Raw genomic sequence first — 14,018 nt, 5'->3', positions numbered from 1 at the left:
TGGAAAACTTTAATCTGTGTTAATTTTCATGTGCTTCCCATACTAACGAGAGGAGGGAAGCACATGAAACCATTTATGCCAAAACTCGTTTACTTTGAACCGAGGGCACTCGAATATCCGCTTGGAAAAGAGCTTTATGAGAAGTTTACGAAGATGGGATTAGAAATTCGTGAAACGACATCACACAATCAAATTAGAAATTTTCCAGGGGAAAATGAATTGCAAAAGTATCGTAATGCAAAAGCAACACTTGTCGTTGGGGTGAGGAAGACGTTAAAGTTCGATACATCAAAACCTTCAGCTGAATATGCAATTCCGCTTGCAACAGGGTGTATGGGACATTGTCATTATTGTTATTTGCAAACGACACTTGGGAGTAAACCTTACGTAAGGGTGTATGTGAATCTAGATGAAATATTTGAGAAGGCAAAGCAATATATGGATGAAAGGGCCCCTGAAATAACAAGATTTGAAGCGGCGTGTACATCAGACATCGTTGGAATTGATCATTTGACACATGCATTAAAGCGGGCGATAGAGTTTATCGGAGAAAGTGAACATGGACGTTTACGTTTCGTTACGAAATATTCGCATGTTGATCATTTATTAGATGCAAAGCATAATGGGAAAACGCGTTTTCGATTTAGTATTAATTCACGTTATGTGATTAAAAATTTTGAACCAGGGACATCGCCATTTGAAGAGCGAATTGAGGCTGCTCGTAAAGTAGCGGGGGCTAATTATCCTCTTGGCTTTATTGTTGCGCCAATTTATATGCATGAAGGGTGGGAAGAAGGGTACCGTGAATTGTTTGAACGATTGTACAATGAGTTAAAAGACATGACGATACCAAATTTAACGTTCGAATTAATTCAACATCGTTTTACGAAACCAGCCAAAAAAGTCATTCAAGAACGTTATCCGAATACGAAACTTGAAATGGATGAAGAGAAGCGGAAATATAAATGGGGACGATACGGTATTGGGAAATATGTATATCAAAAGGATGATGCAGAAGTATTGGAAGAAACAATACGAGGTTATATATATGAGTATTTTCCCGATGCAGAAATTCAATATTTTACATAAGGGGAATCTGGATTCTTTTTTTGTTTTATATATTTAGGCTCGTTTCCACCTTGTCACGTTATTCTTTCTGGTGTATCATTTTATTGATTGCTTCGTACGGAATAAGCAAAATGAAATTGGATGGAGGAAACCGATGCCTACCCCTAGTATGGAAGATTATATTGAACAAATTTATTTGTTGATTGATGAAAAGGGTTATGCCCGTGTATCTGATATTGCTGAAGCGCTTAGTGTACATCCATCCTCTGTAACAAAAATGGTACAAAAATTAGACAAAGACGAATATCTAATTTATGAAAAATATAGAGGGCTTGTATTAACATCAAAAGGTAAAAAAATCGGAGAACGTCTCGTATATCGTCATGAATTGTTAGAACAGTTTATGCGCATTATCGGTGTGGATGAAAGCAAAATTTATAATGATGTAGAAGGAATTGAACATCATTTAAGTTGGGAATCAATTGACCGTATCGGTGATTTAGTACAATACTTTGAACAAGATGAAGTTCGAGTAGAAACACTTCGTGGTGTTCAAAAAGCAAATGAAGAGAAAAGTAATTAAGGGGAACGTGTGGCGTTTCCTTTTTTATTTCAATCGAAAAGGACGGGAGAATCATGAAAGCGATTATTTTTGATTTTGATGGATTAATTGTGGACACAGAAACAATATGGTTTCACTCTTTCAGAGATGCTGTTCGTGAATACGGCAGCGAGTTACCTTTAGAGGAATTTGCGAAATGTATTGGAACGACAGATGAAGTGCTTTATGCATATTTAAAAGAGCAATTAAAAGAAAAGTTTAATGAGCATACATTAAAGGAAAAAGTAACAACTTTACATAAAGAAAAAATGAAAATACCGAAAGCACGTGACGGGGTAAAAGAATATTTAGAAGAAGCGAAAGAACTTGGATTGAAAATCGCATTAGCCTCTAGTTCATCTAGGGAGTGGGTCGTTCGTTTTTTAGAAGAGCTACAAATTAGAGATTATTTTGAAGTGATTAAAACGCGAGAAGATGTAGAGAAGGTAAAACCAGATCCAGCTCTTTATAAAGTTGCGATAGAAGAATTAGAAATTGAACCATCAGAAGCTGTTGTATTTGAAGATTCATTAAATGGATTGAAAGCAGCGGTGGCAGCAGGATTAAAATGTGTCGTCGTACCTAATGATGTGACAAGAAATTTACAATTTGAAAACCATCACCTTCGTATCGAAAGTATGAAAGATAAAAGTTTGAAAGAAGTACTTCAACATATAAAGTGAAACTTTAAACAGTCGGGGCTTTTCTCATCCCCACTGATTATTTGCCCATACTAATTGAGATAAAAAAGACCGTATTTCCTAAAAGGAAGCACGGTCTTTCTTTTTGTTTTTTTTACCTTCAATGACAGTTAAATGAGATTGTTTTCTTTTTCTTTTCAACGATGGAGAATTACCCTTTTTCCCCTTGTCATCAGAAGCATTTCGTTTCAAGAAAGAATTACTTAGGGGTGCTACATTTTGTTTCCCGTGTTTGCGGTTCGATTGTTTCGCTGCACGCTTATATGAGCTTTGCGAATTTGCAGAACCACTAGAGTTTGTAAACATTTTGTAGAGTAAGTAAAAGATACCGACGACAGCTAACATGATACCAATGTTTTTCAATACTCCCATTGGATCTGTAATAACAGATGAAACAAGGCCGAATATTGCTAATCCGATAATAAGCACAAATATAGCGAATGTAAACGAACGACCGTTCATAAGGGACACCTCCTAAAAACATATATTAAAATTAGTATATTAACGATGAGGAAAGGAGTTGAACACCATTTTTAAATAATTATTGTTTGTTTTCTAAACGTAATAATTCTTCAAACGATGCGATTGCAACTTCCGCTTGATCATCTGTTGGTTCTTTCGTTGTTAATAGTTGCAGCCATAATCCTGGATATCCAAGTACTCGCAAAACAGGGACATCTCGTAATCGATTGGTAAATTGTAATACTTCAAAAGAAATGCCGAGAACAACTGGAATTAATAAAATTCTGTTTACTACCCTTGCCCAAAGTGGATCTGTAGGAACTAGGAAATAAACAAACATTCCAATAATGACTGTAAATATTATAAAGCTACTGCCACAGCGATAATGGAGGCGAGTTTGCTTTTGAACATTTTCTACAGTCAGTGGAAGGTTATTCTCGTAAGCATTGATTACTTTATGTTCCGCACCGTGGTACTGAAATACCCGCTTAATAAGTGGGGTTAAAGAAATGAAGTATATATAGCTCAATAATAGCATGAGCTTAATGACACTTTCGACAATGATTTGCCCTGTATGAGATGGGAAAATCGGTCTCGTTAATTCAGCTAAAAGTGCAGGAACTGCTGTGAAAATTACTTTACCGAATATGAACGATAAAACGCCAACTGCTGCAACTCCTAATACCATCGTAAATTTTGATTGTTCTTCTTTTTTATTTGCAAGTTGTTCATCTTCTTCTGGGTGGACATCAAATCGTTCTGAAGCAAAGTTTAAATGTTTCGCTCCATTCGCACTTGCATCCACAATAGCGGCAATACCTCGTAAAAATGGAATTTTCTTTAGTAGAGATAATGCTTTATTACGAACGCGTGGTAAACGATAAAATTCAATCGATTTATCTTTACGACGAACCGCTGTAACAGTATATTCTCTACCGCCAAACATAACTCCTTCTATGACTGCCTGCCCGCCATATATTTGTTTTGACTCTTCTGCCATGTTAACACCAACCTGTATTTGTTTCTCTCTTATGTAGAAAAAGAGGCAATTGTCATACTTGGTTTTGTCATCTTGAAATAAGACAATCACCGAGTTTCCTTTATTTTATCGACAAATACAGGCAGATGACAAGGGAAAATGTTACGAGAGTCGGACATTTCTTATTCTTTTTATAGACAAATTTTGCAGGATTTAAACATGCCTCAAAATAGTTTCGGGCATACTAGTGAGCGGAGGTGTCAATGTGAATCAAGAACAATCAACAATAAGAAACTTTGTACAAATTGGTTTATTTGGTGGCTTATTTTGGGGAGGTATATGGTATTTCCTTCATATATTCTCATTTACAGAAGCTGGACCTAACTATTTACTTTTACCGTTTGCATTTGGAGATTGGAAAGAAGGGGTTTGGGGAAATGTACTAGGTATCGTTTGTATGGGACTTCTTTCAATTTTAGTGGCATTTCTCTATAAAGCCCTTTTTAAAAAGTTTGAAGGAGTATTCCCTGGCGTACTATACGGTTTGTTTTGGTGGGCATTATTATTTTTGGGGATGGGGCTAATGGCACCTGTTATTAAAAGTGCACTCCATTTACCGAAAGAAACAATTGTAACGACAATATGTATCTTTATATTATATGGTGTTTTTATTTCGTATTCTGTAGCATTCGAATCGAATAATACAAATAGAGGAGAAGGGGTCGAGAAGACAAACTATTCAAATAAGTGATTCCTATGTTAAAATGTCGTATAGACATTTTTTAATATTAAGGAGTTTTAAGAAAATGAAAAAGTTACTCCTCGTAAATGGTCCTAACCTAAATCGCCTTGGCGTTAGGGAAGTAAATGTATACGGAAAAGGAACGTTAGCGACGCTTGAAACAGATATGAAACACGAAGCAGAGAAAATGGGAGTGGAGTTAGAATGTTTCCAATCGAATCATGAAGGTGCTATTATCGATCGTCTTCATGAGGCTGAAGATATATATGAAGGGATCATTTTAAATCCTGGAGCATTTACGCATTATAGCTATGCGATTCGAGATGCAATTGCGAGCATTTCGATTCCTGTTATTGAAGTACATATTTCTAACATTCACCAGCGTGAATCGTTCCGTCACGAATCTGTGACGGCGGCTGTTTGTGCGGGACAAATTGTTGGATTTGGTTTTTATGGCTATAAGTTAGCGTTATTTGCATTAATGGAGAAATTGAGGGAGGCATAAAGTAATGGAAAAGATCGAGAGATTAAGAAGTGCGTTTGATGAGGCTGGTATTGACGGTATCGTATTAACGAATGAACATAGCCGTAGATATATGGCGAATTTCACAGGAACAGCTGGTGTTGTACTAATTTCAAAAGAGCGTGCTCTATTTATTACAGATTTCCGTTATGTAGAGCAAGCTAGTAAGCAAGCGGTTGGATACGAAATAGTGCAGCATGCAGGATTAATTCTTGATGAAGTTGCGAAACAAGTTAAAGAACTTGGAATTCAAAAGCTAGGATTTGAGCAAGATACTCTTACATATAGCTCTTACGTAACGCATAATGAAGCGATCGAAGCTGAATTCATCCCAACTTCTGGGCTTGTAGAAAAGTTACGCTTGATAAAGACTGATTCAGAGATTAAGATATTAAAGGAAGCTGCACAGATTGCAGATGCTGCCTTTGAGCATATTCTATCATTCATTCGCCCGGGAGTATCTGAAATTGAAGTGTCAAATGAACTTGAATTTTTCATGAGAAAACAAGGAGCAACATCTTCTTCGTTTGATATTATCGTTGCTTCAGGTCTTCGTTCGGCATTACCGCACGGCGTGGCATCTGAAAAAGTGATAGAAAAAGGAGATTTCGTTACATTAGACTTCGGCGCTTATTACAAAGGATATTGCTCTGATATTACTCGTACGATTGCAGTCGGTGAACCATCTGATAAATTAAAAGAAATTTATAATATTGTTTTAGAAGCACAACTACGTGGTGTGAACGGTATTAAAGCTGGTTTAACGGGTCGTGAGGCTGATGCATTAACGCGTGATTACATAACGGAAAAAGGATATGGTGAATACTTCGGACACTCTACTGGTCATGGAATCGGTCTTGAAATCCATGAAGCACCAGGTTTAGCGTTCCGTTCTGATACAGTACTTGAACCAGGTATGGCTGTAACAGTAGAACCAGGTATTTATATTCCAGGTGTTGGCGGGGTACGTATTGAAGATGATATCATTGTAACAAGTGAAGGTAATGAAGTAATAACGAAATCACCAAAAGAACTTATTATTTTGTAATACACAGGAGGATTTTTTTACATGATTTCAGTAAACGATTTTCGTACAGGTTTAACAATTTCAGTGGACAATGCCCTTTGGCAAGTAATGGATTTCCAACACGTAAAGCCAGGTAAAGGTGCTGCATTCGTTCGCTCTAAACTACGTAACCTTCGCACAGGATCTGTTCAAGAGAAAACATTCCGTGCAGGTGAAAAAGTAGAAAAAGCACACATCGAAAACCGTCGTATGCAATACTTATACGCGAGCGGTGAGTCTCACGTATTTATGGATAACGAAACTTATGAGCAAATCGAACTTGGTGAAAACCAAATCGAGCGCGAATTAAAATTCTTAAAAGAAAACATGGGAGTATCTATTATGACATACCAAGATGAAATACTTGGTGTTGAACTTCCGAACACAGTTGAATTAAAAGTTGCAGAAACAGAGCCTGGTATTAAAGGTGACACAGCTTCTAACGTAACAAAACCAGCTAAATTAGAAACTGGTCTTGTTGTACAAGTACCAATCTTCATTAACGAAGGCGAAATGCTTATCATCAACACTGGTGAAGGTAAATACGTTTCTCGTGCATAGTAGAAAAGCACTCGTGATTATCACGAGTGCTTTTTTTATAGGAAATAGGGCAGATAGTAAATTGCAGTTATAGCAAAACTAACTGTGACGAGTGAAAGGGTACCCATAATATATGGAGTCAAAACAATTTGAAACGGGCGTATTTCACCAGTTTCAATACCGGTAAAAGTTTTATTCGTTGCATGATCCATATTGTTATTTCTAAAGGTACTCATAATAATTAACCACGTAATTGCAAATATTGCTAGACTGCCAAGGAAAAAGCTCTCCATAAATGACCAGCCGACCATTTTTGAAAAAAGATAAATAATAGCTAATTCTACTACAATTGTTAAACTAATTTTCAATCCTTTCATATTTTCCCCCCTCATTTTGTACTTCCAACCAATTTGAAAATTTTTCGCATGATACAACATGCAGTACGCAAGGTGATTTTACTTCTTTCTCCAAAGCAGCGTGTACGTCTGGAAATTGTTTTTCCACATGTAATGAAATGTAAGATAGTTTCTCTTGTGCTTTTAAAGAGCGAATGTTATTCGTTTTAGCACCGGCAAATACGTATGTAAGTTGCAAGTCTAAAAAAGCGATTTTAAAGATCTCTTTTTTCGCAGATTCGTTATATCCTCTTCCCCAATATTGATAGCCGAGCCAACTTCCAATATGTGAGTGCTTTTGTTCGTAATTAATATGTTTAAGTGTCGTGAGGCCAATTATTTCATTTTCCTCACTTACAATCACTCTTGATAAGGAGTGTTTTTTTCGTTCCTCTCCAATTGCAAAAAGAATGAACGCCTTTGTATCTTCCACTGATTCTACTTTTATCCCTAATGCATTTTTTACATGTGGATTGCTTGATAGCTCAAAAAGCACATTTGCATATCGTAAATCGAGTGGTAGTAAAGTAACTTGCTTCATCATCTATGCTCCTTTTCTATTAAATATACCATATATTAATGAGAATATTCAGTTTTCTATAAAGTCGATAGAGAAAAATTATGTTTTTACTTCTGAAATAGACAACCTCTGCATATGGTTGTACAAATATATTCTTTTTCAGAATAAGGAAGTAGTAACTGTTATGGGAGAAGGTGGGAGAATGAAACAGTGGCTAGCGGCAATGGAAACATCCGTGCTTGTTATGGGGTTACTTCGGTTGTTTTCAGGAAGCGCGGAAATATTCGCCGCTCTGCTTATGCTTTACGTGAATGATGCGAAGAAAGCATTGTTTATAAATGGTATGTTGGCGTTTGTTGGACCGACCGTATTAATTTTAACAATGACAATTGGCATAGCGAGTGTAGCAAGTGAGATTTCTTTCTTGAAACTCTTTTTTCTAGCACTTGGAATTGGCTGCATTTTTATCGCGTTGTTGAAATAGTAAGTCGAGTATAGTGGGGAGAAGCTTATGAAAGAAGTATTAGAAGTTTTACCGAAAACGATAAAACAGTTAGTTGAAGGCTGTAAACAATACGATACTCTAGAGGAAATTCGCGTTCGAATTGGAAGGCCACTAGAGTGTATCGCACATGGAGAAGTGTTTTTCTATGACTATATCGCTACAGCGGAAGATGCGATCCATTTATTGAATAAATTAAGCCAATTCTCAATTTATACGATGGAAGAGGAATTGAAACGTGGATATGTGACACTACGAGGAGGACATAGAATTGGCCTAGCTGGAAAAGTCATTACAGAAAAAAGTGCAGTGAAAATGATTCGGGATGTCTCTTCTTTTAATATTCGTATTGCCCGTCAAAAAATAGGGATTGCTGAGCCGCTTCTGCCATATCTTTATGAATCGCGATGGTTAAACACGATGGTAATTGGCCCACCGCAAACGGGGAAAACAACACTTTTAAGAGATGTAGCACGCTGTATGAGTCAAGGTGTAAGTGCTTCGAAAATTCCTTCATGTAAAGTGGGGATTGTTGATGAACGATCAGAAATTGCGGGTTGTGTGAAAGGAATCCCGCAATATGACTTTGGCGTGCGAGTAGATGTATTAGACGCTTGTCCAAAAGCTGAAGGAATGATGATGATGATTCGTTCTATGAGCCCAGACATATTAATCGTAGATGAAATTGGACGTAAAGAAGATAGTGAAGCGATTATGGAGGCGGTACATGCAGGTGTTCAGCTTTTTATAAGTGCACATGGATTTTCTTATGATGACGTTGTGAAACGTCCATCGTTACAGGCGGTGCTGGAACTTGGTGTATTTGATAGGTTTGTGGAATTATCAAAAGCGAGAGGGCCAGGAACAGTTATGCAAGTGAAAGATAGAGATGGAAAACCAGTATTATCCCATAGAAAGGTTCAAGGCGTATGGTGAAAATATTTGGTGCGGTATTAATAGTTGCTGTTAGCACTTTTTTCGGATTTTCATACGCTAAAAGGTACAGTGAGAGACCGCGGCAACTTAGGTTATTGAAGGCAGCATTGCAATCATTAGAAGCTGAAATTATGTATGGACACACGCCGTTATCTGAGGCTGCAGAGCGTTTAGTCAAACAAATGCCGAAGCCGTTAAATTGGATATTTCAAAGCTTTTCGAAACGGCTAGAGGACGGGGAGCAAACAGTTAGAGAAGCTTGGATTGATAGTTTGAAGGAGAACTGGACGTTAACGGCGTTTAAACAAACCGAGTATGAAATCTTACAACAATTTGGTGAAACACTTGGACAACATGATCGTGAATCACAGCAAAAACATATTCGCTTATGTATTACACATTTGGAGAGAGAAGAAGGAGAAGCGAAAGCATTACAACTACAATATGAAAAAATGATAAAGAGTTTAGGGGTACTAGCAGGGCTACTTATCGTAATTTTACTGCTATAGGGGGGAGAAAGGCGATGTCCATTGATGTTGGATTAATATTTCAAATCGCCGGAATCGGCATTGTTTTAGCTTTCATTCATACTGTACTAAAAGAATTAAAGCGAGAGGATATTGCAAATTGGGTTATCCTTGTCGGTTTTGTCGTTATTTTGTTTCATGTTGCATTTTTAATTAATACTCTATTCGACAAGATTAAAAGTGTCTTTCTCTTCCAGTAAAGGAGGCGGTTCGAATCGAAATTATACAAATTGTCGGATTAGGCCTCGTTGCTACATTTTTAGCTGCTGTTTTAAATCAGCATAAGTCTAGTATTACATCGTTATTTATTGTGTTCATTGGTAGCATGATGTTTCTTCTCTTAATCGATCAAATTCATTCTATTTTACAAATGATTGAGAGAGTGGCGAGTGAAGCGAAGGTTAGCAACGTATATGTAGAAACGTTATTGAAAATTATAGGGATTGCTTATATCGCTGAGTTTGGTGCGCAAATTACAAAGGATGCTGGTCAAGGTGCAATCGCTTCGAAAATTGAATTAGCTGGGAAAATCTTAATTCTCGTCATGGCAATTCCTATTTTGACGGTTGTAATTGAAACAATTCTCGGTTTTTTACCTACGGGATAAGGGGGAGTGAATGTTGAGGAAGTTTGGAGCTAAGCTATTATTTGCTTGCTTCCTTTTCTTTTCTTTACCGATTGTTGTACAAGCTTCTCCTATAGAAACAAACGTCGTTGATCAACAATTGGATAAGCTCGGAATTGAAGATGTGAAGCAATTTTGGGACGGGCTTGTTACAAAGTATGGAGGCTATTTACCAGAGAGTCAAAAAGGAAGCTTTATGGAGTTTGTAAAGGGAGAAAAAGAGTTCTCCATAAAAGAGTGGATGATAGGTCTACTAAAATATTTATTTCATGAGCTTGTTGCAAATGGAAAGTTACTTGGAACGCTCATTATGCTCACGATTTTCAGTGCATTGTTGCAATCGTTGCAATCTGCTTTTTCAAAGAGTAGCGTGAGTAAAATCGCTGATGCAGTCGTATACATGGTACTTATTATTTTCGCTTTAAATAGTTTTTATGTCGTCATGACATATGCAAGAGAGACGATACAAACAATGGTAGATTTCATACTAGCGTTATTACCAATTTTACTCGCACTCATAGCAACAGGCGGCGGTGTTGTTTCTGTATCGTTTTTTCATCCGATTATCATTTTCTTAATGAATACGAGTGGGCTTCTTATGAACTATATCGTTCTACCACTTTTATTACTTGCAACTATATTAAGTATTGTAAGCACGATGAGTGATCAATATAAAGTTACGAAATTGTCCAAGCTTTTGCAAAACGTTAGTGTTGGGATTATTGGTATCTTTTTGACGGTTTTTTTAGGCGTATTATCTGTACAGGGAACAGCGTCAGCCGTTGCTGATGGTATAGCTGTGAAAACGGCTAAATTTGTAACAGGAAACTTCATTCCTGTAGTAGGAAGGATGTTTACTGAGGCGGCGGATACTGTTATTAGTGCATCTGGATTATTAAAAAACACAGTCGGAATTATCGGGCTCGTTATTTTATGCTTAATTGTCGCTTTCCCAGCGATTCAAATTTTTTGTATCGCGTTTATTTATAAATTCGCAGCAGCAGTATTGCAACCGGTAGGCGGAGGAGCAATTATTCAATGTTTAGATATCATTGGACGAAGTATCATTTACGTATTTGCTTGCTTAGCTATCGTATCATTTATGTTCTTTTTAAGTATCACAATTATTATTGCTGCCGGGAACATTACTCTCATGATGCGGTAGGAGGTGAAGAGTATGCAATTTGTTACAGAGTGGATTAGAAATATTATCGTTTTTTTACTCTTAGCGACAATGCTTCATCTTATTCTTCCAAATTCAAATTTGCAAAAGTACGTTAAATTCGTTGTAAGTCTATTGTTAGTCGTATTAATTTTAACGCCTCTATTTAAGTTGTTACAAACAGATGTAAATGAAGTTATCGCAAATTTCAATGAGGAAAAGTACGTAGCAGATGGATCTGTAAAAAATTCGATAGATTCGAAGAAAAAAGAAATACAAGCTCTAACACGTGCATATAGTTTAGAAGAGATGGCTACCAAAATGAAAAAAGACGTAGGAAAAGAGTTTGAGAAAAAGTATGGTATGACAGTCTCTGAAATACAAATAGTCGCAGTGGAACATGCAGAAGAAGTAAAGTCAGCGAAAGATATTCAATCTGTTGTTGTGACGTTGAAAGAAAAAGAACGTAGTAAAAATGATGCAATCGAAACAGTAAAGCCAATTGAAATTAATATGAAAGAACCTCCAAAAAAAATAGAAGAAACGAATGTAGAAATGAAAGATTTCTTTTCAAGCAGGTGGCAACTAGAGGATAAACAAATCCAAGTTCAGATGGAAGGGAGGACAGGTAGCGTAAATGGACAATAAAGATAAAAATTCGAGGTTCTCATTTTTTCGAAACTTATTAAATGGGGATGGAAAAGAAAGTAATGAGAAGGGGAAAAAGGTAACACCTAAGTTTTTGCTTGTCCTACTCATACTTGGGATTGCGCTTATGTTTTCTAGTAATTTCTTATCACCTAAAAAAGAAGAAGTGCCTGTGTTTAAAGAAAAGACAAGTCAAAGCCAAGATAAAGATGTACCAACTTTCGGTCAAAAAAACAATGATAATATGTCAAATGTAGAAAAATACGAAAAAGCGTATGAACAAGAATTGAAAGCTTCTTTAGAAGAGATAGCCGGAGTAAAAGATGTAACTATTAAAGTGAACTTAGATTCATCTGAAGAAAAAATACTCGAGAAAAATACAGTAAAACGTTCACAAACGACAGGTGAAACTGATAAAGCAGGCGGGAAAAGGGAAGTAGAAGACGAGTCTCTTGATGAAAAGACAGTCATTATACGTGAAGGTGATAAAGAAACTCCAATTGTTTTGCGAACAGAGAAACCGAAAGTACGAGGTGTTCTGGTCGTAGCAAAGGGAGTGGATAATATACAAATAAAAGCAATGGTAAAAGAAGCTGTGACGCGATTATTAGATGTACCAGCTCATCGCGTTTCAGTATCACCGAAAAATTGATAGGGAGGAAATAAAGTGTTAAAAAAACAAACGGTTTGGCTATTAACGATGTTAAGTTTAGTGGTTGTACTATCTGTTTATTACGTAACAACTCCTGATAAAATGAATACAGCAGCACCGGCAACGGGTGAAAAGATGGGACAAGAAAAGCAAGGTGTTGATAAAGCAGTTACAAAAGAAACAACGAAAGAAACTACAAATAAAGAGACAACAAAAGAAAATACAAGCAAGGAAACTACAAATAAAGAAACAGACAAAAAAGAGAATGACAAAAAAGAAACAAGTAAAAAAGAGGCTAGCGTAACAGTTCAATCAAGCGATGAGAATTTTACAGCGCTACGTATGCAAATGGAAGATCAGCGTAGTGTAGAGAAAGAAAAGTTACAAAATGTAATGAAGTCATCAAAATCTTCAGCAGAAGAAAAGAGTAAAGCGAAAGATAATCTTGATGCAATCACTACGATGGAAACGAAGCAACAATTACTTGAGACAGTGATTAAATCTCAAGGCGGATATAAGGATGCTCTTGTAAGAGCTGATGGAACGGACATTAAAGTAACAGTTAAATCGGCAAAGCATTCACAAAAAGAAGCGAATAAAATTATTCAGCTCGTAAGAAGTGAAGGTGGTTCAAAAGATGTAGGTGTGAAATTTGATCCATCAGTAAAATAAATTGAAATTATAATAGGTGTTGCTGCTTCAAATTAGATAAAAGAATAATAGAAAAAAGCTATCGTTTTCGATAGCTTTTTTCTATTTCATCTTTGCAGTTGTATTTAGTATTTTCAATTGGAAACGGGGAAATACGCTGTGAGTAAAAGATTAATGGTTCGTGATGATGGTGATTAGTTTTTCCAGATTTGACGTGAATGAAGAGGACCAATGTCCAAATCACTACGGCAGGCAAGAACAGGATGAGCCATATCATATGTCCGCACCTCACTACAATAAATTTGCTACACTTTGAACATACTATTCTTTTATGAAGGAAGAATGAACGGCGCGTAAACAAAAAAATAATATTTGGTAAAAATATGTTTTTTTACCGTAGATAAAATGAAGAATGCTGAGGGAATTACGTTTTTACACTTTGCAGTTTTGAAAAAGTAAAGAATGTTTTTTAGGAAGTGGTCTTGCCAATTTCGTGTGAAACTTGGTATTATTACTAGGTAATAATTTTTTAGTGGAATAATATTTTTACAGGAATTTCGATTTATAATAAAGAAATATAAATTGGAATGTTTAAAAAATTTAGCGTAAGATGGGAATAGTAAATGTCATAGGAATAAATTTTCTAATAGAATGCATCGTATTTTTACAGTAAATCAGTTTGATGCCAATCTGTAAAAACGGGACAAACAAGAGTATG

At 36.3% G+C, this 14,018-nt stretch carries 21 protein-coding genes; 16 read left to right on the top strand and 5 right to left on the bottom strand.

All coding sequences use genetic code 11. The features are described 5' to 3' along the window. Positions 1 to 63: 63 nt before the first annotated feature. The 3 genes from splB (at position 64) to LCF45_RS20775 (ending at position 2,352) form a co-directional block, all read left to right on the top strand. Positions 64 to 1,089 carry a spore photoproduct lyase gene (splB, locus tag LCF45_RS20785; RefSeq protein ID WP_002067092.1) on the top strand — a complete coding sequence of 342 codons (1,026 nt, stop codon included), beginning with the start codon at positions 64 to 66 and terminating at the stop codon, positions 1,087 to 1,089. A gap of 133 nt (positions 1,090 to 1,222) precedes the next feature. Then, on the top strand, positions 1,223 to 1,651 hold the full coding sequence (gene mntR / locus LCF45_RS20780; RefSeq protein WP_001143080.1) for a transcriptional regulator MntR: 429 nt from the start codon (positions 1,223 to 1,225) through the stop codon (positions 1,649 to 1,651). Positions 1,652 to 1,704: 53 nt separating this feature from the next. Next, positions 1,705 to 2,352 carry an HAD family hydrolase gene (locus LCF45_RS20775; RefSeq protein WP_002184986.1) on the top strand — a complete coding sequence of 216 codons (648 nt, stop codon included), beginning with the start codon at positions 1,705 to 1,707 and terminating at the stop codon, positions 2,350 to 2,352. Positions 2,353 to 2,430: 78 nt separating this feature from the next. Here LCF45_RS20775 and LCF45_RS20770 read toward each other — a convergent pair whose 3' ends face one another. Next, a complete protein-coding gene (locus LCF45_RS20770) occupies positions 2,431 to 2,832 on the bottom strand; it encodes an SA1362 family protein (RefSeq protein WP_002129056.1) in 402 nt (133 codons plus the stop codon). A gap of 79 nt (positions 2,833 to 2,911) precedes the next feature. Next, positions 2,912 to 3,832 carry a DUF1385 domain-containing protein gene (locus LCF45_RS20765; RefSeq protein ID WP_078206279.1) on the bottom strand — a complete coding sequence of 307 codons (921 nt, stop codon included), beginning with the start codon at positions 3,830 to 3,832 and terminating at the stop codon, positions 2,912 to 2,914. A gap of 244 nt (positions 3,833 to 4,076) precedes the next feature. On the opposite strand from LCF45_RS20765, the gene LCF45_RS20760 reads away from it, so the two are divergent. Genes LCF45_RS20760 through efp form a run of 4 tightly spaced genes read left to right on the top strand, consistent with a single transcriptional unit; the run spans position 4,077 to position 6,703 of the window. Further along, complete coding sequence (locus LCF45_RS20760) at positions 4,077 to 4,562, top strand: YqhR family membrane protein (protein ID WP_002015048.1); 486 nt, start codon at positions 4,077 to 4,079, stop codon at positions 4,560 to 4,562. Positions 4,563 to 4,617: 55 nt separating this feature from the next. After that, positions 4,618 to 5,058: a type II 3-dehydroquinate dehydratase gene (gene aroQ, locus LCF45_RS20755; protein WP_002015049.1), complete on the top strand. Its 441-nt coding sequence runs from the start codon at positions 4,618 to 4,620 to the stop codon at positions 5,056 to 5,058. A gap of 4 nt (positions 5,059 to 5,062) precedes the next feature. Then, positions 5,063 to 6,124, top strand: a complete 1,062-nt coding sequence (gene pepQ, locus LCF45_RS20750; RefSeq protein ID WP_002015050.1) for a Xaa-Pro dipeptidase — start codon at positions 5,063 to 5,065, stop codon at positions 6,122 to 6,124. Between the two features lie 21 nt (positions 6,125 to 6,145). Beyond that, the gene (efp, locus tag LCF45_RS20745; RefSeq protein WP_002129052.1) at positions 6,146 to 6,703 is read left to right on the top strand and encodes an elongation factor P; all 558 of its coding nucleotides are present in this window, start codon (positions 6,146 to 6,148) and stop codon (positions 6,701 to 6,703) included. 35 nt (positions 6,704 to 6,738) lie between these two features. On the opposite strand, the gene LCF45_RS20740 is transcribed toward efp, so the two are convergent. Together LCF45_RS20740 and LCF45_RS20735 are read right to left on the bottom strand one after the other, a co-directional pair. Next, positions 6,739 to 7,059: a hypothetical protein gene (locus LCF45_RS20740; RefSeq protein WP_002129051.1), complete on the bottom strand. Its 321-nt coding sequence runs from the start codon at positions 7,057 to 7,059 to the stop codon at positions 6,739 to 6,741. Next, positions 7,040 to 7,621 carry a GNAT family N-acetyltransferase gene (locus tag LCF45_RS20735; protein WP_002129049.1) on the bottom strand — a complete coding sequence of 194 codons (582 nt, stop codon included), beginning with the start codon at positions 7,619 to 7,621 and terminating at the stop codon, positions 7,040 to 7,042. The genes LCF45_RS20740 and LCF45_RS20735 overlap by 20 nt, the downstream gene beginning before the upstream one ends. A gap of 178 nt (positions 7,622 to 7,799) precedes the next feature. Here LCF45_RS20735 and LCF45_RS20730 point away from each other — a divergent pair, with 178 nt between their 5' ends. Genes LCF45_RS20730 through LCF45_RS20690 form a run of 9 tightly spaced genes read left to right on the top strand, consistent with a single transcriptional unit; the run spans position 7,800 to position 13,321 of the window. Continuing rightward, positions 7,800 to 8,081 (top strand): YqhV family protein, encoded by a 282-nt coding sequence (locus tag LCF45_RS20730; RefSeq protein WP_000816054.1) that lies wholly within the window; start codon positions 7,800 to 7,802, stop codon positions 8,079 to 8,081. Between the two features lie 27 nt (positions 8,082 to 8,108). After that, entirely contained in the window at positions 8,109 to 9,035 is a 927-nt protein-coding gene (gene spoIIIAA / locus LCF45_RS20725) for a stage III sporulation protein AA (RefSeq protein ID WP_078203148.1), read from the top strand. Continuing rightward, positions 9,029 to 9,544, top strand: a complete 516-nt coding sequence (gene spoIIIAB / locus LCF45_RS20720) for a stage III sporulation protein SpoIIIAB (RefSeq protein WP_002088574.1) — start codon at positions 9,029 to 9,031, stop codon at positions 9,542 to 9,544. Before spoIIIAA ends, spoIIIAB begins: the two co-directional genes overlap by 7 nt. Positions 9,545 to 9,558: 14 nt before the next feature. Then, positions 9,559 to 9,762, top strand: a complete 204-nt coding sequence (spoIIIAC, locus tag LCF45_RS20715; protein ID WP_000020914.1) for a stage III sporulation protein AC — start codon at positions 9,559 to 9,561, stop codon at positions 9,760 to 9,762. 23 nt (positions 9,763 to 9,785) lie between these two features. After that, the gene (gene spoIIIAD / locus LCF45_RS20710; protein WP_078172833.1) at positions 9,786 to 10,169 is read left to right on the top strand and encodes a stage III sporulation protein AD; all 384 of its coding nucleotides are present in this window, start codon (positions 9,786 to 9,788) and stop codon (positions 10,167 to 10,169) included. 10 nt (positions 10,170 to 10,179) lie between these two features. Further along, complete coding sequence (gene spoIIIAE / locus LCF45_RS20705) at positions 10,180 to 11,352, top strand: stage III sporulation protein AE (RefSeq protein WP_002033983.1); 1,173 nt, start codon at positions 10,180 to 10,182, stop codon at positions 11,350 to 11,352. 12 nt (positions 11,353 to 11,364) lie between these two features. Continuing rightward, positions 11,365 to 11,997 carry a stage III sporulation protein AF gene (gene spoIIIAF / locus LCF45_RS20700; protein ID WP_002015059.1) on the top strand — a complete coding sequence of 211 codons (633 nt, stop codon included), beginning with the start codon at positions 11,365 to 11,367 and terminating at the stop codon, positions 11,995 to 11,997. Continuing rightward, positions 11,987 to 12,649 (top strand): stage III sporulation protein AG, encoded by a 663-nt coding sequence (spoIIIAG, locus tag LCF45_RS20695; RefSeq protein ID WP_002088572.1) that lies wholly within the window; start codon positions 11,987 to 11,989, stop codon positions 12,647 to 12,649. Before spoIIIAF ends, spoIIIAG begins: the two co-directional genes overlap by 11 nt. A gap of 15 nt (positions 12,650 to 12,664) precedes the next feature. Next, the gene (locus LCF45_RS20690; protein WP_002015062.1) at positions 12,665 to 13,321 is read left to right on the top strand and encodes a SpoIIIAH-like family protein; all 657 of its coding nucleotides are present in this window, start codon (positions 12,665 to 12,667) and stop codon (positions 13,319 to 13,321) included. Between the two features lie 58 nt (positions 13,322 to 13,379). Here LCF45_RS20690 and LCF45_RS20685 read toward each other — a convergent pair whose 3' ends face one another. Further along, a complete protein-coding gene (locus LCF45_RS20685; protein ID WP_012261697.1) occupies positions 13,380 to 13,577 on the bottom strand; it encodes a hypothetical protein in 198 nt (65 codons plus the stop codon). Positions 13,578 to 14,018: the final 441 nt, after the last annotated feature.

Origin of the sequence: Bacillus sp. 41-22 (assembly GCF_025809295.1) — a bacterium.
In the GTDB taxonomy this organism is placed as follows: Bacteria; Bacillota; Bacilli; order Bacillales; family Bacillaceae_G; genus Bacillus_A; species Bacillus_A mycoides.
The sequence above is the reverse complement of the archived record's forward strand: the minus strand, read 5'-3'. Positions and strand labels throughout refer to the sequence as shown.